The 18919-nt window shown below is 67.9% G+C and carries 19 protein-coding genes, 1 tRNA gene and 1 pseudogene; 16 read left to right on the forward strand and 5 right to left on the reverse strand.

Annotated elements, in window-relative coordinates:
• Nucleotides 1-63 precede the first annotated feature (63 nt).
• From mrf to ACYVAN_RS07420, 10 genes are all read left to right on the forward strand, one after another.
• Entirely contained in the window at nucleotides 64-1335 is a 1272-nt protein-coding gene (mrf, locus tag ACYVAN_RS07375) for a ribosome hibernation factor-recruiting GTPase MRF (RefSeq protein ID WP_460957040.1), read from the forward strand.
• 69 nt (nucleotides 1336-1404) lie between these two features.
• Entirely contained in the window at nucleotides 1405-1698 is a 294-nt protein-coding gene (locus ACYVAN_RS07380; RefSeq protein ID WP_460957042.1) for a type B 50S ribosomal protein L31, read from the forward strand.
• A complete protein-coding gene (gene rpmF / locus ACYVAN_RS07385) occupies nucleotides 1698-1850 on the forward strand; it encodes a 50S ribosomal protein L32 (protein ID WP_460957044.1) in 153 nt (50 codons plus the stop codon). The genes ACYVAN_RS07380 and rpmF overlap by 1 nt, the downstream gene beginning before the upstream one ends.
• Before the next feature lie 160 nt (nucleotides 1851-2010).
• A complete protein-coding gene (locus tag ACYVAN_RS07390; RefSeq protein ID WP_460957046.1) occupies nucleotides 2011-2703 on the forward strand; it encodes a response regulator transcription factor in 693 nt (230 codons plus the stop codon).
• Nucleotides 2700-4121: a sensor histidine kinase gene (locus ACYVAN_RS07395; RefSeq protein ID WP_460957048.1), complete on the forward strand. Its 1422-nt coding sequence runs from the start codon at nucleotides 2700-2702 to the stop codon at nucleotides 4119-4121. The genes ACYVAN_RS07390 and ACYVAN_RS07395 overlap by 4 nt, the downstream gene beginning before the upstream one ends.
• A gap of 162 nt (nucleotides 4122-4283) precedes the next feature.
• Entirely contained in the window at nucleotides 4284-5093 is an 810-nt protein-coding gene (locus ACYVAN_RS07400; protein ID WP_460957050.1) for a DeoR/GlpR family DNA-binding transcription regulator, read from the forward strand.
• Nucleotides 5090-6169: a galactose-1-phosphate uridylyltransferase gene (galT, locus tag ACYVAN_RS07405; RefSeq protein ID WP_460957052.1), complete on the forward strand. Its 1080-nt coding sequence runs from the start codon at nucleotides 5090-5092 to the stop codon at nucleotides 6167-6169. Before ACYVAN_RS07400 ends, galT begins: the two co-directional genes overlap by 4 nt.
• Nucleotides 6170-6323: 154 nt before the next feature.
• Nucleotides 6324-7919, forward strand: coding sequence for a S1C family serine protease (locus ACYVAN_RS07410; protein ID WP_460957054.1), 1596 nt, complete (start codon nucleotides 6324-6326; stop codon nucleotides 7917-7919).
• Between the two features lie 197 nt (nucleotides 7920-8116).
• Complete coding sequence (locus ACYVAN_RS07415) at nucleotides 8117-8617, forward strand: MogA/MoaB family molybdenum cofactor biosynthesis protein (protein WP_460957056.1); 501 nt, start codon at nucleotides 8117-8119, stop codon at nucleotides 8615-8617.
• A gap of 192 nt (nucleotides 8618-8809) precedes the next feature.
• A complete protein-coding gene (locus tag ACYVAN_RS07420; RefSeq protein ID WP_460957058.1) occupies nucleotides 8810-8986 on the forward strand; it encodes a hypothetical protein in 177 nt (58 codons plus the stop codon).
• A gap of 48 nt (nucleotides 8987-9034) precedes the next feature.
• Here the strand turns inward: ACYVAN_RS07420 and mscL are convergent, their stop codons facing one another.
• Together mscL and ACYVAN_RS07430 are read right to left on the reverse strand one after the other, a co-directional pair.
• Nucleotides 9035-9511, reverse strand: a complete 477-nt coding sequence (gene mscL / locus ACYVAN_RS07425) for a large conductance mechanosensitive channel protein MscL (RefSeq protein WP_460957060.1) — start codon at nucleotides 9509-9511, stop codon at nucleotides 9035-9037.
• 77 nt (nucleotides 9512-9588) lie between these two features.
• Nucleotides 9589-10266: an SAF domain-containing protein gene (locus tag ACYVAN_RS07430; RefSeq protein ID WP_460957062.1), complete on the reverse strand. Its 678-nt coding sequence runs from the start codon at nucleotides 10264-10266 to the stop codon at nucleotides 9589-9591.
• A gap of 242 nt (nucleotides 10267-10508) precedes the next feature.
• Between ACYVAN_RS07430 and ACYVAN_RS07435 the strand changes: the two genes are divergently transcribed.
• Nucleotides 10509-10709: a hypothetical protein gene (locus ACYVAN_RS07435; protein WP_460957806.1), complete on the forward strand. Its 201-nt coding sequence runs from the start codon at nucleotides 10509-10511 to the stop codon at nucleotides 10707-10709.
• 14 nt (nucleotides 10710-10723) lie between these two features.
• Here ACYVAN_RS07435 and ACYVAN_RS07440 read toward each other — a convergent pair.
• Nucleotides 10724-10864 (reverse strand): annotated as a pseudogene (locus tag ACYVAN_RS07440) (FmdB family zinc ribbon protein); the annotation flags it as partial.
• A 98-nt stretch (nucleotides 10865-10962) separates the two neighbouring features.
• Nucleotides 10963-11559, reverse strand: a complete 597-nt coding sequence (locus ACYVAN_RS07445) for a 5-formyltetrahydrofolate cyclo-ligase (RefSeq protein WP_460957064.1) — start codon at nucleotides 11557-11559, stop codon at nucleotides 10963-10965.
• Nucleotides 11560-11596: 37 nt separating this feature from the next.
• Here ACYVAN_RS07445 and ACYVAN_RS07450 point away from each other — a divergent pair, with 37 nt between their 5' ends.
• From ACYVAN_RS07450 to ACYVAN_RS07470, 5 genes are all read left to right on the forward strand, one after another.
• Entirely contained in the window at nucleotides 11597-12493 is an 897-nt protein-coding gene (locus tag ACYVAN_RS07450) for a UTP--glucose-1-phosphate uridylyltransferase (protein WP_460957066.1), read from the forward strand.
• Nucleotides 12494-12554: 61 nt separating this feature from the next.
• Nucleotides 12555-13778, forward strand: a complete 1224-nt coding sequence (gene glp / locus ACYVAN_RS07455) for a molybdotransferase-like divisome protein Glp (RefSeq protein ID WP_460957068.1) — start codon at nucleotides 12555-12557, stop codon at nucleotides 13776-13778.
• 6 nt (nucleotides 13779-13784) lie between these two features.
• Complete coding sequence (locus ACYVAN_RS07460) at nucleotides 13785-14456, forward strand: GNAT family N-acetyltransferase (RefSeq protein WP_460957070.1); 672 nt, start codon at nucleotides 13785-13787, stop codon at nucleotides 14454-14456.
• Between the two features lie 275 nt (nucleotides 14457-14731).
• Nucleotides 14732-15676 carry a divisome protein SepX/GlpR gene (gene sepX / locus ACYVAN_RS07465; RefSeq protein WP_460957072.1) on the forward strand — a complete coding sequence of 315 codons (945 nt, stop codon included), beginning with the start codon at nucleotides 14732-14734 and terminating at the stop codon, nucleotides 15674-15676.
• Nucleotides 15677-15750: 74 nt separating this feature from the next.
• Nucleotides 15751-15823: transfer RNA gene (locus tag ACYVAN_RS07470), tRNA-Ala, on the forward strand.
• Nucleotides 15824-16075: 252 nt separating this feature from the next.
• Here ACYVAN_RS07470 and rph read toward each other — a convergent pair.
• Nucleotides 16076-18688, reverse strand: coding sequence for a rifamycin-inactivating phosphotransferase (gene rph, locus ACYVAN_RS07475; RefSeq protein WP_460957074.1), 2613 nt, complete (start codon nucleotides 18686-18688; stop codon nucleotides 16076-16078).
• Between the last annotated feature and the right edge of the window lie 231 nt (nucleotides 18689-18919).

Raw genomic sequence — 18919 nt, forward strand, 5'->3', positions numbered from 1 at the left:
TAGCCACCGAGGAGAGTACCGTGTCGAGCAGCTAATGAAAACCATTGCCAAGTGGAGGTGGGGATGGAACCCGAGCCGCCCGAGCGGGAGCAGGCCACCGGCGAACGACGCACACCGCTGATCGTGCTCGCCGGAATCCACGAAGACCACGTCACGGCGACAGCCGAGGCCACGCGTGCGGAGAACCCGGCCGGAACCGCGCTCGTCCACCACGATCTCCGCGAGATCCACCAGGGCATCGTCCGGCGCCGCCTGCGCCACGGCGACCACGACCGAACCACCGTCCTGGAGCTCGCCCACGGCTGCGTGTCCTGCACGCTTCGCCACGACCTGCTGCCGCTGCTGCGGGAGCTCGCCGGCGCCACCGACGTGGAGCGGATCGTGGTGCGGCTGGATCCGGCTCTCGAACCGGAAGCCATCTGCTGGGCACTGCAACACGTGCTCGTCGACGACCGCCCGGTCGGCCCGGACCTCGACCTGCGCGCCGTGGTGACCGCTGTCGACGTGCCGAGCTGGCTGACCGATGTCAGCGGCGACGAACCGCTCACCGAACGCGGACTCGGCGGCAGCGCCGAGGACGAACGGACGCTCGCCCAGGTCGCCGTCGGCCAGGTCGAGTTCGCCGACGCCGTCGTGCTCGCCGCGGCCGAAACCGACCAGTGGCAGGCGGCTCGGACCGAAACCGTGATCAGCAGGCTCACGCCGGACGCGGTGCGGACGTCGATGAGCGGTCTCGACATGTCCGAGCTACTGGCAGGCGTCCCGGAGAGCGCCCGACGCGGGGAGGTGGACGGACCGCACGGTCACCTGCTGCGGGGCCACCCCGACTTCAGAGCCGAACTCGGCGTCTCGCTCGTGCTGTTCGAACAGCGCCGTCCGTTCCACCCGCAACGTCTGCACGACGCCCTGGACGTGCTGCTCGAAGGAGTCGTGCGCACTCGCGGGCGCGTCTGGGTCGCCAGCCAACCCGACACCGTGCTGTGGCTCGAATCCGCCGGGGGAGGACTCGGCGTCGGTCACGCCGGGCCCTGGTTGGCAGCGCTGCCGTCCTCCGAATGGGCGGACATCGACCCCGACCGCAGGCTCCGGGCATCGGTCAACTGGGCCGACCCCTACGGCGACCGGATGCAAGAACTCGTGGTTATCGCGCATGAAGCCGACCCGGCGGAGATCACCGGCGCGCTGGAGGCCGCGCTGCTCACCGACGAGGAACTCGCCGCGGGCGAGTCGGCCTGGGCGGCCTACGAGGACCCGTTCGGGGAGTGGCACGTCGATCCGTGCGCCGACGCGGGCGACGAGGTTTCCGACGTGGCCTCCGAACAGGGGCGTTCCTGACCGGCCCGAGGCGTGGTCGGTCGACGACGAGCAGCCCGGCATCCGGCCGGGCGAGTGGAGAGGAGAACAGTGAAGCCACGTATCCATCCCGAGTACCGACCGGTCGTGTTCGCGGACACCAACACCGGCACCCGGTTCCTGACGAGATCGACGAGCACCTCCGACCGCTACGTGGAATGGGAGGACGGCGAAACGTATCCGCTGATCGTCGTCGACATCACCGCCGATTCGCACCCGTTCTGGACCGGGCGGAACCAGGTGCTCGACAGCGAGGGGCGGGTCGAGAAGTTCCGCCGCCGCTACGGCTCGCGGCAGCGCCCGGAAGGCACCGGCAGGAACGAGCAGGGCACGGAGGCGAACTGATGGCGGTACCGAAGCGCAAGATGTCGCGGAGCAACACCCGCCACCGGCGGTCGCAGTGGAAGGCGTCCGCGCCGCAGCTGGTTCCGATCGTGGTCGACGGCGAGCGCAAGCTCGTCCCCCGCGAACTCGTCCGCTACTTCCACACCCGCTGACCCGTCGTCGGGCGGCGTGTTCGCGGTTCCGCGCGGGTATCGGCTCGTGCGGAACCGCGCCGGGCCGGGGAGCGGAGAGACAAGTCACAGGAACCGGACGGACGCCCCGCGCACAGGCACCTCTCAGGCAGTTCTCAGGCTGTCGCGTAAGACTGAGGGCATGCGCATCCTCGTCGTCGATGACGACCGGGCCGTGCGCGAGTCACTGCGTAGGTCGTTGCAGTTCAACGGATACCAGGTGGAGCTCGCCGCGGACGGTCAACAAGCTTTGGACTGGCTGGGCGAGCAACGGCCGGACGCGGTGGTCCTCGACGTCATGATGCCGAAGCTGGACGGTCTGGAGGTCGCCCGGCGCCTGCGCAGCACTGGTGACGACCTGCCGATCCTGGTGCTGACGGCTCGTGATGCGGTTTCCGACCGAGTCGCCGGGCTGGACGCGGGAGCCGATGACTACCTGCCCAAGCCCTTCGCCCTGGAAGAGCTGCTGGCACGATTGCGCGCCCTGCTGCGCAGGGCCACGCCGGATCTTCCGCAGGACGAGTGGCCCGAACCGCTGCGCTTCGCCGACCTGGAACTCGATCCGGGAACCCGCGAAGTCCGTCGTGGCGACCGACCGATAAGCCTCACCCGGACCGAGTTCGCGCTGCTGGAACTGCTGATGGCCCACCCGAAGCAGGTGCTGACCCGCAGCAGACTGCTCGAGGACGTCTGGGGCTACGACTTCCCGACCTCCGGCAACGCGCTGGAGGTCTACGTCGGGTACCTGCGCCGCAAGACCGAGGCGGACGGGGAACCCCGGCTGCTGCACACCGTGCGCGGCGTCGGCTACGTACTGCGGGAGACCCCTCCGTGAGCAAACCGGCCCCACCCCCGCCCGACCTCGTCGATCTCGACGTCGGTGTGCACCGCGTCGGATGGTGGCATCGGGTCTCGTTGCGGAATCGCGTCACGCTCCTCGCGGCGCTCTGCGTGGCGGGTGCGGTGGCGCTGGTCTCGGTAGCGGCGTTCTTCACCGTGCGGGACAGCCTCTACCAGCAACTCGACGACAGCTTGGTGCGTCGCGCCGTCGAGGCGGAAGCCGGGCCGCTGGTCGGTGGACCCGGTGTGCAGACGCTGCCGGTGGCGTTCTACGCGGCCGCGGACCTGCGGATCACCCTGCTCGCACCGGACGGATCGGTGCTGGAGAGCGCCAGGAACAACCCGCCGACGAGTCGAGCGGAGCTGGCCGTCGCACGGGGCCGCAGCCAGCTGTCGATCCGCACCGACGACGCCACCGACAGCCGAGTGGTGGCCGTGCCGTCCGACAACGGCGCGGTGGTGATGTCCCAGTCGCTGCGCCCGACGAAGGCCACCCTGGCGCAGCTGAGCATCGTGCTCATCGTGATGGGTGGCGCGGGCAGTTTGCTCGCCGCGGCAGCGGGGACGGCTGTGGCCAGAGCCGGGTTGCGGCCGGTGCAGCGCCTGACGGCGGCGACCGAACGCGTCGCGCTCACCGGTGACTTGCGCCCGATCCCGGTGGCCGGGGACGACGAACTCGCCCGGCTGACCGCGAGCTTCAACCGGATGCTGGGCGCGGTCGCCGAGTCGCAGGAGCAGCAACGGCGCCTGGTGGCCGACGCCGGACACGAACTGCGGACCCCGCTGACCTCGTTACGCACCAATCTGGAACTGCTGATGGCCTCGGCCCGGCCGGATACCCCGACGCTGGCGGAAGAGGATCGGGACGAGATGTTCGCCGACGTGCGCGGCCAGATCACCGAGTTGTCCGCACTCGTCGGCGACCTGGTGGAACTCGCGCGGGAGGACGCTCCGCAGACCGTGCACGAACCGGTCGACCTGGTCGACGTGGTCGAACGTGCGTTGAGCCGGGCTCGCAGGCGCGCGTCGGGCGTCGAGTTCGACGTGCGGCTGGAGCCGTGGACGATGATGGGGGATGCGACCGCGCTGGAACGCGCGGTGCTCAACCTGCTGGACAACGCGGCCAAGTGGAGCCGCGACGGGGACACGGTCCGGGTCCAGCTGCGTCCGGACGGTGCGGGGTTCGCGAACTTGGAAGTCGCCGACACCGGTCCGGGGATCGCCCCGAGCGACCTTCCGTTCGTGTTCGAACGCTTTTACCGCTCGTCCGAGGGGCGCACGTTGCCGGGCTCGGGGCTGGGATTGTCGATCGTCAAGCAGGTCGCCGAGCGTCACGGCGGGGTCGTGTGGGCGGGGGCGGCGCCCGAAGGCGGTGCGTTGCTGCGCATGCGACTGCCGGGGTCGGCGGCCTGAGCCCGAGAGATTCAACACCATTGAACACAAACCTCGGGTTGTGTGTTGATATACCCGGACTTTCTCCTGGATCTATCCTCCAGTAGTGTTTGTTTCTGTTGACTTGACCTGTTGAAGTGTGCAGGAAGAACTTGTTCCCAGCGGGAACGGGTTGAGGACAGGATGGGTGGAGTGCTCGCACGTCAGCGCCAGGAGATGATCCTCGACGAGGTGCGCCGAACCGGCGCGGTGCAGGTCAGCGAGCTCGTTCTGCGGTTGGGCGTCTCGGACATGACCATTCGCAGGGACCTCGACGCGCTCGCCAAGCGCGGGCTGGTGGAGAAGGTCTACGGCGGCGCGACCTCGACGGGCGGCCCCAGCACCGATGAGCCCGGTTTCGAAGCGAAGTCGGTGCGCCAGCTCGCGGAGAAGGAAGCCGTTGCCGCGCTCGCGGCGACGCTGGTCCACCCCGGCATGGCGATCGGCCTGTCGGCGGGAACCACCACGTGGACGCTGGCCAAACACCTCGACGAAGTCCCCGACCTGACCGTGGTGACCAATTCCGTCCGCATCGCCGACGTCCTGCAGCAGCGCAACCGCACGGACCGGACCGTCGTGCTGACCGGCGGGGTGCGGACCCCGTCGGACGCCCTGGTCGGGCCGGTCGCGGTACAGGCGTTGCGCTCGCTGCACCTCGACATGGTGTTCCTCGGTGTCCACGGGATGTCCGCCAAGGCGGGGTTCACCACCCCGAACCTCAACGAGGGCGAAACCGATCGGGCACTCGCACAAGCCGCCGGGCGCCTGGTGGTAGTCGCGGACCACGAGAAGTGGTCGACGGTCGGGATATCCACGATCGTCAACCTGGACCAGGTCGACGTGCTGGTCACCGACGACGGTCTGCCATCGGAGGCCCGGCAGGTGCTCGACGAGCAGGTGCCGACGGTCATGGTCGCCGACGCTTCCGGTGGCACGAAGGAAGGATCACGTTGAAGAGGACCGCACGACGTCTCGCCGACGGCCGGGAGATCATCTACTTCGATTCCGACCCTTCGGTGGTGCGCGATGCCGTCGACACGCGGGAGCTGCCCGCGCAGTCACCGGCCTCGGAGATGCGGCGGGATCCGCTGACCGGGGAGTGGGTCGCGATGGCCGCCCACCGGCAGTCCCGCACCTACAAACCGCCGGCAGCCCAGTGCCCGTTGTGCCCGAGCACTCCCGAACGTCCCAGCGAGGTTCCGGAAACCGACTACGAGGTGGTCGTTTTCGAGAACCAGTTCCCGTCGTTCGCGAACGGCAGCGGTGCCGCTTCCGGGACCGTGGAAGGCACGTCGATGGTTGCGGCCGCGCCCGCGCGCGGACGTTGTGAGGTGGTTTGCTTCACCGCCGACCACAACAGCTCGTTCGGTGCGCTCGAACCCGCCAGGGTCCGCACCGTTGTCGACGCGTGGGCCGACCGGACCCGTGAACTGTCCCGCACACCGGGCGTCGAGCAGGTGTTCTGCTTCGAGAACCGGGGTGAAGAGATCGGTGTGACCCTGCACCACCCGCACGGGCAGATCTACGGTTACCCGTTCGTCACGCCCAAGACCGAGCGCATGCTGGCGACCGCGCGCGAATACTTCGACGAGCACGAGCGCCCGGTCCTCGGGGACGTGCTCGCCGCCGAGCGGGCGAGTGGCGAGCGGGTGATCGTCGAGTCCGAACACTGGACCGCGTTCGTCCCGCCGGCCGCGCGGTGGCCGGTGGAGGTCCATGTTGTTCCGCACCGCCAGGTCCCGGACATGACCGAACTCGACGAGGCCGAGCGGGACGATTTCGCGGTGACCTACCTCGAACTGCTGCGGCGGCTGGACGGGCTCTACGATCGCCCGCTGCCCTACATCGCGGCCTGGCACCAGGCACCGGTGAACACCGGACGGGAACTGTCCTGGCTGCATCTGGAGGTGTTCTCGGTGCTGCGGTCGGCGGACAAGCTCAAATACTTGGCCGGTTCGGAATCCGGCATGGGCGTCTGGATCAACGACGTGACCCCGGAACAGATGGCCGAACGGCTGCGGTCCGTGTAGCTCCCACGCCCGCGGTTCGCGTGCCGCGAGTGGCTCGTGCTCGTCGTGTCCGATCGCTTCCTCGTGAGCTCGATCAGGTTTTCGACATCAAGATCGTGGTTCTCACACAGCGGGGTCTCAGGCACCTCTCAGCTCCATGGCGCACAGTGGAGGCATGACCGACAAGCCCCCGAGGTCTTCGGAGGACCCCTCCGAAGAACCGCAGCCGCAGGCAGAGAACACCGCTGCGGGTGGTTCCGCCGAGACGCCGCCTGCAGGGGCTCGAGGCGACCAGCCGAACGCGGAAGGCGGTGATCAGCCCGCGCCGGACCAGCCGCAGCCGAACCACCCACAGGCGCAACAGCCGCAGCCGAACCAGCCGCAGCCGAACCAGCCGCAGCCGGAACAATCAGGGGCCGGCCAGCCGTGGCAGGGCCAGCCGGTTCAGGGCCAGGGCCAGCCGGTTCAGGGCCAGCCGGCTCAGGGGCACCCGTGGCAGCAGGACCCGAACCAGCAGCAGCCGAACCACCAGACCCAGCCCTATCCCCAGCAGCCGTACCCGAACCAGCCGCCACCTCCGAACCAGGCGTACCCGAACCAGCAGGCGTACCCGAACCAGGGGAACCAAGCGCCGCAGCAGGGCTGGAATCACGGTCACCCGTCGATGAACCCGGTGCAGGGGACGCAGCGCACCAAGCGCGGGCCGAGCAAGATGATCGCCGGTATGGCGGCATTGGCCTTGCTGGCCGGTCTGGTCGGCGGTGGGGTCGGCGGCGTGCTCGGCTACCGGGCAGGCAGCGACAGCGGCACGGTGTCCTCCACGATCGGCGGTGCCAAACCCGCGCGCAGCACGAACGTCGCTCAGCCCGGATCGGTGCAGCAGATCGCGGACAAGGTGCTCCCGAGCGTGGTTCAGCTGCAGGTCGAGACCACGCAAGGCTCCGGTGAGGGATCCGGGATCGTGCTCAGCAAAGACGGCTACATCCTCACCAACAACCACGTGGCCGAAGGCGCCAAATCCGGCGAGATGACAGCGTTGTTCCACGACAACCGCTCGGCCCCGGTCGAGGTCGTCGGCACTGACCCGAACTCGGACCTCGCCGTGGTCAAGGCCGACATCACCGGTCTGACCCCGGCCGAACTGGGGCGTTCCGACGACCTTCCGGTCGGCGCTCCGGTCGTGGCGATCGGTTCGCCGTTCGGTCTGTCCGGGACGGTGACGAGCGGCATCATCAGTGCCAAGGACCGCCCGGTCCGTGCGGGCGGTGAAGGTGGCAGCCAATCCAGCGTGCTCAACGCGTTGCAGACCGATGCGGCCATCAACCCCGGCAACTCGGGCGGCCCGCTCGTGGACGCCGACGGACGGGTCGTGGGGATCAACTCCGCGATCTACAGCCCGGGAGGCGGAGGCAGCCAGCAGCAAGCCGGCTCGGTCGGCCTCGGCTTCGCCATCCCCATCGACCAGGCTCGACGCATCGCCGACGAGCTGTTGGCCACGGGATCGGCGGAACAGACGACCCTCGGAGTCGAGATCGGCGTCGGACGTGAGCCGGGAGCGCTCGTGGGACGGGTCGTGCCCGGCAGCCCCGCTGAGAAGGCGGGCATCCGCACCGGCGACCTGATCACCAAGCTCAATGACCGAGACATCCGCGATCCCGACACGTTGGTCGCGGCCGTTCGTTCCCATGCGCCCGGTGACAAGGTGACCATCACCTTGCAGGGCCAGGACGGTGCCGAGCGCACCACCGAAGTCACGCTCATGGGCAAGTAGGGCAATCGATCCAGTACCCGGTCGACGGGGCCGCGAATTCGGCCCCGTCGACCGGGTGAGCACGCAATTCCCAGAAAGGGTCAAACCGCATGTCCGATCGCACCCGAAGTGCACCCCGAGAGCGGGCTCGACTCGTCCCCGAGTTGCCCGAGTCACTGGATCTGAGCGGGGAGGAACCAGCGACTACGGTAAACGGCATGGAACGCAGCGCGCAGCGGCTGGGGCGGGCTCTGGTGGTCGTGGTGGACGACCGGGTCGCACAGGCTGAACAGGAAGACAGCATCGGTCCGTTGGTGACCGAACTGCTCGAGGAAGCCGGCTTCATCGTCGACGGAACCGTCGCGGTGGCCGGGGAAACCGTGGAAATCCGCAACGCCCTGAACACGGCGGTGATCGGTGGTGTGGACGTGGTGATCACCGTCGGTGGCACCGGGGTATCTCCGCGCGATGTCACACCGGATGCGACCTCGGGGGTGCTGGACCGGCCGATCCCGGGCATCGCGGAGGCCTTGCGCGCGTCCGGGCTCGCGGCGGGGGCGACCGACGCCGGAGTTTCGCGCGGCCTCGTCGGTGTTTCCGGCAGTACGCTCGTGGTCAACCTCGCCGGGTCCCGATCTGCGATCCGTGACGGGATGGCCACGTTGTCCCCGCTGGTGACCCACGTGATCGAACAGCTGTCCGGCCTGGAGACGCCCTGATCCGACCTCGCCCGGGACGACGGTGGCTACGGCGAGCCTTCGTCGTCCCGCTGCGATCGGTTCGGGTGTGGTGGGTGCTGGCGTTGCGCCGCTCCACCCCCTCGTGAGGTCGGCCACCACCGCGCGGCTCGGACGGGGCTACGGGTGGCTCCGATGGGGATACGCGTGGCTCCGATGGGGATAATGGTGGCCGTGACGGAACGACAGAAGGACCAGCGCGCCGACTCGGAGCGCCGACGCAGGCTCGCCGAGGTGTTCGGTGACGTCCTGCCCGATACGACATCGGACGAACGGTCTTCCAGTGAAGCGGACGGCGCTCGATCGAGTGATCACTGGTATTTGGAGAACCGCCCGCCCCACCACGGCTGACGCATTCCCGTGGACTCGGTACCCGTGAACACCGACGCACGCCGAAGATCAGCTCCTGTCGCCGGTCGATCCCGTGCCGGTCGTCGTACTCGCGTCCGCCTCGGAGGCGAGCTGGGTGGCGTCGAGGGCGGGCAAGCCCTGTTGGCTTCGCAGAAGGTTGCGGATTTCTCCGAGCAGTTCGACGTCGGTCGCTGCGGTCGGACTTTTCACCACACCCTGCTTGCGGCGCTCCTGGATCCGCTGCAGCGGGAGAACGAACAGGAAGTAGACCACGGCCGCGGTGATCAGGAAGGTGATCACCGCGTTGATGGCCGTGGACAGGTCGACGAAGGTGGCCGGCTTGTCGGGGTGCAGCCGGAATCCGAGCCCCTGCGAGCCGGTGCCGCCTGCCAACGCGATCATCGGCTTGACGATGCTTCCGGTGAAAGCGGTGACGACCGCGGTGAAGGCGGTACCGATCACGACCGCCACGGCGAGTTCGACGACATTTCCTCGCGTGAGGAAGTCTTTGAAGCCTTTGAGCAAGTTCGCTCCTTGTGTTCACCGGCGGACCACGTGGGAGGCCGGTTCGGCAATACCGGTCGTGGCGAAATCGACCCGATTCAGCGAAGAGTAACGGTTACCGAATGAACCAGGGATGTGGCTGCTACCTCGGCGGCCCGGGCGTCCGGTAATCCCACCACGACCAGTCTTCCTCGATCAGTTGTTTCGTCCGCCGGACGGACGGCGAGAACCGGTACCCACCGGGCGAGCACCGAAGTTCCGCCCGAGTCCGCGTCGAAGGTGACGAGATCCACGCGTCGGCCCGGGTGCAGGAGATCCGCGATCGACGGGTCGGCCAGCCGAACCGGAACCGAAGCATGCCCGTCGCCGGCGGTCAACGCCGTCAGTGCGCTTCCGGCAAGGCGCACGTCGGTCAGCACCTCGCCGCGGCGGGCGGCGCCGCTGAGCACGCGCCCCCGGGCATCGGCGCTGGTGTGCAGGGCCCCTTCCGGGACACTGCCCGCAGGGCGGTGACGCACCGCGAGGTCCTCGGGTCCAAGAACCCGGCCTGGATCGAGTTCCCGCGCCGCGACCAGTACGGCGACATCGTCGTCAGGGGAGGCCGCCGGGCGTGCGGGGGAAAGCCAGGCGAGTAGAGCGGCCAGCAGCACGAGGAGCACGGCGGCGCTTCGGCGAAGAGCGATCATCCGCGCGCTGCGGGCGATCGCGGGGAGCATCCGCAGTCGTCCGATCGGTGACGGCCCCAGCCGCCCGTCCATTCGTCTGCCGTTCGTCATGGTTTCGCTCTTTCGTCACCTGTTGATCAACCCTGCTTCGAAGGTAGGTCGCCGGGAAACGCGAAAGAAGAGCGAAAATCAAACCTGTGGACAGCTCAGATACCTGTGGACAATCCGGACTCGTGTAATCAGATCGAGTAATACACGAACGGTCGCCCCGAAAAGAAAAACGTCGCCGACCGCGGAGGTCGGCGACGTTCGGAGCCGGTGCTTCTCGGTCCGGAGGTCAGGAAGCTGCAGCGGTGGTGGCCGAAGAGGACGACCCCGAGCTGCCCGAGGAGGATCCGGAGTCGGACGAGCCCGAGGAGCCGGAACCCGAGCCGGCGGAGTCGGAGCCGGACGAACCGGAGCTGCTCGACGAGTCGGAGCCGTTGGAGCTGCTGGAGTTGTTCGAGCTGCCGGACTCGGTGTTCGTCGAGTTGGACCGGTTGTCGGTGCGGTAGAAGCCGCTGCCCTTGAAGACGATGCCGACGGCGTTGAAGAGCTTTCGAAGCCGCCCGGTGCACTCGGGGCACTTGGTGAGCGAGTCCTCGCTGAAGGACTGCACCGCGTCGAAGCGGTGATCGCACTCGGTGCAGGCGTACTGGTACGTGGGCACGGCGGTCAACCTCCGGCATCATGGTATTGGCACTCGTGTAGTCAGAGTGCCAATACGATAATGCGTCAGAGTAGGTGCCCAGTGCAAACAATCCTACGTCACACCGGCAGCCGAACGACCCCCCGCTCCGGGGTCAGGGCCGCGTTCATCAGCACGTCGTGCTCCTCACCAGGCAGCTCGTCGACGAACTCGGAGTCCCGCACGACGGCCACCCGATCCGCGTCCGCGGCGGCGAGCGGGAGCGAGCGGTCGTAGTGCCCGGCGCCACGTCCGAGGCGGACCCCGCTTCCGTCCACGGCCAGCGCCGGGACCAGGATGCCGTCCGCCGTCCCGATCGCGCTGCTGCCGAGGCGCTCGCCCGCGGGCTCGAGCAGGCCGAAATCGGCGCGTCGCAGCGACTCGCCGCCCTCGTAGACCGACCACTCCAACGGGGACGCGCCCGTCACGACCGGAAGCAGGACGCGGCAACCCGCGGACCGGAGCGCGTCGAGCAGGTCGAGCGAACCCGGTTCACCGCCAACGGGCACGTAGGCGCACACCGTCGCCATCCCGTGCCGTTCGATCCAGTCCGACACGGCCGGACGCAACATTTCGGTCTCGGCCGATCGAGTGGTCTCCGGGAGGGAACGTCGCTGTTTCAGCAGGACGTCACGCCACGATCGCTTCGATTCCGACAATTCTCCCAGTGAGGTCACAGTTCCATTGTAGGGACGCCCGATAAGCTCTTGAACCATGAACCGCCCGACCAGCACGTCGTTCAGTACCGCAATCGTGCCCGCTGCCGGGTTGGGCACTCGCTTCCTGCCCACAACCAAGGCGGTGCCCAAGGAATTGCTGCCCGTCGTCGACACTCCCGGGATCGAGCTCGTGGCCACCGAAGCCGCGGAAGCGGGCGCGAGGCGACTTATCCTGGTCACCTCGCCGGACAAGACGGCGGTGGTGGACTACTTCCGAGCCCAACCCGACTTGGAGAAGACCCTCGAAGAGCGCGGCAAGACGGACCTGCTGAAGAAGGTTCGGAGAGGTCCCGAGCTCATCGACGCCGAGAACGCGATTCAGGAACAGGCGCTGGGCCTCGGCCACGCGGTGGCCTGCGCGAGGCCGAACCTGACCGATGACGACGACGCGGTAGCCGTCCTGTTGCCGGACGACCTGGTGTTGCCCACCGGAGTCCTTGCCAGGATGGCGGAAGTGCGCGCCCGGTTCGGTGGCAGCGTGTTGTGCGCCTTCGAGGTTCCGAACGAGAAGATCTCCTCGTACGGCGTCTTCGACGTCCGGGAAACGGGTGAGGAGGACGTCAAGGTGGTGCACGGCATGGTCGAGAAGCCGGCACCCGCCGACGCGCCGTCGAACCTCGCCGCCGTCGGGCGGTACCTGCTGGACCGGGCGGTGTTCGACGCCTTGGAGCGGATCGAACCGGGCGCCGGAGGTGAGCTTCAGCTCACCGATGCCGTAGCGTTGCTGATCTCCGAAGGTCACCCGGTTCACGTCGTGGTGCATCGTGGTGGGCGACACGACTTGGGAAATCCTGGCGGTTTTCTCAAAGCTGCGGTGGACTTCGCCCTGAACAGTTCCGAGTACGGTCCGGACTTGCGGGACTGGCTCGTGGAAAGAACGAAAATGAGCTGAGAGCCGCACCCGGGTGTGTGTGCTTGACTGCTCTGGTAAGCGCCCCGGAAGAGGATCAGCCATGAGGTCAGCCGACGAGCAGATCGCCCGCGTTCTCGCCGCTGCCGTGCGGCCGGCACCGGTCCGGGTGGCGATCGCCGAGGCGCAGGGCCTGCTGTGCGCGGAAGAAGTCGTCGCCGAGCGGGCGTTGCCCGGATTCGATCAAGCCGCGGTCGACGGTTACGCGGTGCGCAGCGTCGATGTGCAGCTCGCCGCGGAGGAGCCGACCGTGCTCCCGGTCGTCGGCGAGATCGCGGCTGGGTCGCGTCAGCCGCGACGGTTGCAACCCGGGCAGACGGCGCGGGTGAGCACCGGTGCGCCGCTGCCGACGCTGGCCGACGCGGTGGTTCCGGCCGAGCACACCGACGAACACCCGGCGAAGGTGACCGTGCGGAACCCGGTCCCGTCCGCGGCCTTCGTCCGCCGAACCGGTGAGGACGTGCAGGCCGGGGACGTGGCGGTGCGCCGGGGAGCGCCGATCGGTTCGGCCCAGGTCGGCTTGCTGGCCGCGGTCGGGCGCGACAAGGTGTTGGTCCACCCGCGCCCGCGGGTCTCGCTCATCTCGGTCGGTGGGGAGCTGGTGGACGTCGATCGCACACCCGGTCAGGGGCAGGTCTTCGACGTCAACTCCTACGCGCTGGCCGCGGCCGCCAGGGACGCGGGCGCCGAGGTGACCAGGGTGGGCATCGTGAGCACCGACCCGAAGCGGCTGCGTGAAGTCGTCGAGGGGCGCCTGCTGCTCTCGGAGATCGTGGTGCTCGTGGGCGGCGCGGGCGGAACGAGCGGCGCCGAGATCCGGTCGACGCTCGCCGACCTCGGAGAACTCGACACGACGAGGGTCGCGATGCATCCCGGTTCCGTGCAGGGCTTCGGCAAGCTCGGGCCCGACGCCGTTCCGACCTTTCTGCTGCCGAGCAACCCGGTGGGTGCGCTGGTGGACTTCGAGGTGCTGGTGCGGCCGCTGATCCGCTCGGCGATGGGCAAGCAGAGCGCGCATCGCCGGGTCGTGACCGCCGAACTGCTCTCACCGGTGACCTCGACGGCGGGCCGTCGTGGTTATCTGCGCGGCCAGCTCCTGCGGGACCCGAACAACGGCTCGTACCTTGTGCAGCCGTTGGGCACGTCCGGTTCGCACCTGTTGGCCTCGCTGGCGGAGGCGAACTGCCTCGTGCTGGTCGACGAGGACGTCACCGAGGTCGCGGCCGGTGAGGACGTGCGGGTCAGCTTCTTGTCGCAGCGGGCGTGAGCAGCGATGTCCGCGCCATCTGAGAACGAGGCTTTCCGGACGATGGGGCGTCATCCCGGCTGGCCGGCACGACTCGGGCCGCTGGCCACGGCGGCGGGGACCCTGCGACTCCGGCCGCCGCGCTTGCGGGACGCGACCGCCTGGAGCGCGGCCCGGCTGCGGGATCGCGTCTACCTGCAACGTTGGGAACCGACTTCGGCCGGCGACTGGCGTGAGCGCAACTCGCTCGTGGCTTGGCCCGCGCAGTGGAGCGCGTTGCGCGGGTTGGCGCGGCGCGGGCATGCGCTGCCGCTGACCATCACCGTCGACGGCGAGTTCGCCGGGCAGCTGACGGTCGGCAACATCGTGCGCGGTGCGCTGCGTTCCGGGTGGATCGGGTACTGGGTCGCCGAAGGCCTTGCCGGTCGCGGGGTGGCGACGGCTTCGATGGCGCTCGCGGTGGACCACTGCTTCGGTCCGGCGGGGTTGCACCGGCTGGAGGCGACGGTGCGACCGGAGAACACCCCCAGCGTTCGGGTGCTGGAAAAGTCGGGTTTCCGCCGGGAAGGTCTTTTCGAGCGGTATCTCGATGTGGCGGGCGCGTGGCGGGACCACTACGTCTACGGATTGACGGTCGAGGATCTCGGCGGCAGTGCGGTGGCCGCGCTGATCCGAGACGGCCGGGCGCGGCCGGCCTGAGTCGAGACGGCGAGATGCTGATCACTGGACGATTCGGCTGCCCGTGCCGAGGGATGGGCGTGCGCCGACTGCTCAGCGGAGCGGACTGCCGCTCTGAACAGCGGATCCGGTCCGACACGCCGGAGCCGATGATCTGTTCGGCTGCGTCGGGGTGCGGTTCCCTGGAGGTGTCAGGAGTCGGAAGTGACTTGGCGTGGCAGCGAGACAAGTGTGACTGATGTGGTTAGCGTTACGCATGTAGGTGTGTGCCGGTAGCCAGGGGGAGGTGGCGAGGCGTGCTCAGCTCATTGATCTTCGCTGCGTTGGCAGCTGCGTGGCTGGTCGTTCTGGTTCCGATATTCGCTCGTCGCAGGCAGGAGGTCTCGCACACCACGGACACCGCGCTGGCGGCGCGGGTGGTGCGGCGAGGAAGCGATCGGCAGTCGGCTCCGGCCGAGAGGTCGAGAACCGTGAAGGAGGCGTCCCGGATGTCTGAATCCGACCGGGCCGACGCTGTCGAGGCCGATTTCGAGGACGAGTACCGGGACGACGAATACCAGGACGACGATCGGTATCGGGACGACCGGTATCAGGACGACGGGTACCGCGATGGCGAGTACGAGGATGCCGGGCACCCGGATGATGACCAGCGGCGTTCGGTGAACAGCGACGACGTTCGCTCCGGCCGCCGCTATCGGCCCGGACGCGGCGGGTTCGACCCGGATGCTGCCGCGCTGGCCGCCCGCACGAAGTACGCCCGCAGGCAGCGGATCGTGCTGGTCATGCTGCTGTCGGCGGTGACGACCGCGCTGCTGGCCGGTTTCGCGTGGAGCGCGCTGTGGTGGTTGCACGCGATCGCGGATGTGTCGTTGGTCGGATATCTCACGTATCTGCGTCGCCAGGTGCGCATCGAGGAAGAGGTCCGATCCCGACGGCTGGCCCGGATGTCCGGTTCGAGCGATGAGGAGGTCGACCGGTTCGCCGACGAGGACGGCGAGTTCGACGAGGACCTCGAGCGGATCGATGAAAGCGGCCGCCGGGGCCTGCGCCACGAGCGCGACGGCCTCGGGGACATCGATGATCTCGGGGACCTGGACGAGTTCGGCGAACTCGAAGAGGAACGTCGGATGGCCAGGCGCTACTCCGACGCGGTCGTCATCGACATCGATGACGAGGACCCGATGTTCGATGAGCTGGACGAACGCACTTGGGAGCCCTACCGGCGGGCCGCGGGCGAGTAGTCGCGCGGCCCGGGGGGAGGGGGGTGCGATCGAGCTCGAAACGGACTTGCTATTGTTCTTCCAGAACAGAACAAGGGGCTGTAGCGCAGTTGGTAGCGCGTCTCGTTCGCATCGAGAAGGTCAGGGGTTCGATTCCCCTCAGCTCCACCGGAATTCGGTTCTCGCGCTCTGACCAGCGTATTTGAACGTACCGAACCCCCCGTCCAGTATCTGGCCGGGGGGTTTTCGCTGGTCAGGGGTCATTTCGGTGCTCGACGCGCATTGGCGCCAGCTGAGAGACGCCGGGTGGAGCGGGACGGGTAAGGCAACGGGAGCCGCTTGCGGTGCATGCTCCCTCGGCTGCTGCCCTCGCGGTCAGGGCGACGTTGAGCAGGGCGCCGACGCTGATCGACCAAGAGACTAGGACAGGATCTCGACGTACCCGTGTGTTCCATTCACGCGGATGCGCTGCCCGTCCCGAATCAGCCGAGTGGCGTGCTCCATCCCCACGACGGCAGGCAAACCGTACTCCCGGGCGATCACCGCGCCATGCGTCATCAGGCCACCCACCTCCGTCACCAGCCCTTGGATCGTGACGAACATGGGCGACCAGCTGGGGTCCGTGTAGGCCGTGACCAGGATGTCGCCCGGATCGAGGTCAGCCTCCGCCATGTCCAGGATGACTCGGGCTCGTCCCTCGACGGTCCCGGCGGAAACCGGTAGGCCGACCAGCGCACCGGTAGGCAGGTCGTCGCGTCGGTACGCTCCGGCGAGGGTCTCGCCGTCCGATGTGAGCACCCGAGGTGGGGTGAGCGCTTGATATGACTCGAACGCCGCCTCGCGCCGGTGAATGAGTTCATCGTCAACCTGGTTCGTGCGCACGACGTCGTGAAGTTCCTGGAACGTCAGGAAGAAGATGTCTTCCTTCTCGCGAAGCACATCGGCCTGGACCAGACGCTCGGCCTCGTCCAGCAAGGCCTGCTTGTACACGAAGTAGCGGCTGATCATGCCGTATTTCGGATACTCCCGATACCCGATGAAGGTGCGGAGACGGTCCATCATCCGCTTTGCCTCTTCGGCTTTCCGCTCTCCTCCCGGCAGGGCCCGCAAGCGCTCCAGCAGCTCCTGTTCCTTCTTCCACGCCTCCTGCCGCCCTTGTTCGAAGCGTCGCTCCCCGGAGCCCGGCTCGAAGTTCTCGATGTTGCCGAGAAGCACGGGCACGAGTGTGCTTGGGCGCTCGCTCCAACGCGGCCTGGTGATGTCGATCTCGCCGATGCAGCGCATGCCGTACTTGTCCAGGTAGGCCCGGATTGCGTCTCGCGCCTGCCTGCCGCCCGCGAGCTCGGCCAGTCCGTCCAGAAAGTCGTCGTCCTCGACGTCCTGCAGAAAGGCAACCACTTCCGGATGCGGGCGGATCACGTCCGCGACGTCCAAGAGCGCGAGCCCCATCTCCGAGGTGACGTTGTTGGGGGCGGACCGCGTGAGTGTGTCGGCCACGTTCTTCTCGCCCAACCAGGCCGGCAGCTGCTCGTTGAGCCACCATGCCGCGTCCATCGCCGCCGTGATCACCTGGAGACTCCGCGGATCGAACAAGAGCCGCCTCAGTTCCGCAAGGTCCTCCAGGATGAAGTCGAACAGCTCCGATCCGGACTTCGTGCGGATTTCGCGTTTCACGGCGGCCATGGACTCCTGGCTGCGTTCTACCAGCTCGGTGACGATGTCCGGATCGGTCTCGATCGGCTTTGGCGCGTCGTCAGGAGTCGGCTGGCCGGGGTCTTCGTCCGGGAGCAACGGGACGAAATCGTCGCGTTCGAGGATGGTCCGCAGCGCGTCCCGGATGAGTGGGTCGGAACTTCCCAGAGCCTTGAGGCAGTCGTCGCGGCTCGTCGGTGACGACAGCCTCTTGGTGACGTCGGCGAACAGACGCCCCCCGGCCTCGACCATCGGCGCAGGGGTCGTCAGCAGCCACATGGAGAGCCCCAGGGGCTTCATCGGGTCGGTCATCATCTGCTGATGACCGACGGAGACGTAGACGTGGTTGGCTCGGTCGCCGACCTCCGGGATGGGGAACAGCGTGGTGACCGGTCGGCTCTGGACGATCCGGAAGCCGTCGTCGACGAGGCACCATTCGATGTCCTGGGGGCAGCCGAACCGTGCCTCGATCCGCCGGCCCAGCTCCGCGAGCCGTACTGCCTGCGCGTCGGTCAGCGCCGGCTGCTCCCGCAGCTCGGGTTCGATCGCCTGTTCCTGCGTCCCGCCTTCCGGCGAGGCGTGGATGGCCAGTGGCTTGATGGCGATCGTCTTATCGACGACTTCACCGTCTCGCACCTTGTAGACGTCCGCGTTCACCAGACCGGTGACCAGGTTCTCGCCGAGGCCGAAACCGGCCTCCACGGTGGCGACCTGTCGGTTCGAGGTGACGGGGTCGGCCGTGAACAGGATGCCGGAGGCATCCGGTGAGACCATCCGCTGCACGACCACGGCCATGTGGACCTTGCGATGGTCGAAGCCGTTTCGCAGGCGGTAGGTCACGGCTCGCTCGGTGAACAGCGAGGCCCAGCACCGGCTGACCTGTTGGAGGATCGCCGCGGGCCCCACGACGTTCAGGTACGTGTCCTGCTGGCCCGCGAAGGAGGCCGTCGGCAGATCCTCCGCCGTCGCGCTGGATCGGACGGCGTACGCGGCATTCTCGCCGAGACGGGTGAGCGGATATGTGATCGCTGCCGCCAGATCGGCGGGGGTGTGGAATCCTTCGACGTTTCCGCGGATCTCCGCGCTGAGCGTGCGAATCGCCTCCCGGTCGTCCGGGTTCAGGCGCGACAGCTGATCGAGCTGATCGTCGATCGACGGCGTGTCCGCCATGACCCGCCGAAAGGCGTCCGTCGTCACGCAAAAGCCAGCCGGCACGCGGACGCCTTCGGTCCGCGAAAGCTCTCCCAGGTGCGCGCCCTTTCCCCCGACGACCGAGACCTGCGTCGTGTCGATCTCCTGGAAGCCCAGCACGTAGCGGTCGGGCGGGAAAGACCTCGCCACGCTGCTGTCATTATCAAGCATTCGTTACTTCCCGCCTGGGTCGATTTTGGTTTCGGCCAGGAGATTCTGTGGCACGAGCCGGGTCTTGCCGCAAGACCCCCGGTGTGCTATATGTTGAAAATGGCAGGGAGTGCACGACTCCCGCCATTCTCTACTTCCCGCATTCTTATTTCCGTCTACTGTGGACGGACCATTCGTCGCCGCTGTGGACGGACCATTCTCCTCCCGCGA

It is taken from the genome of Parasphingorhabdus pacifica, from assembly GCF_054779195.1.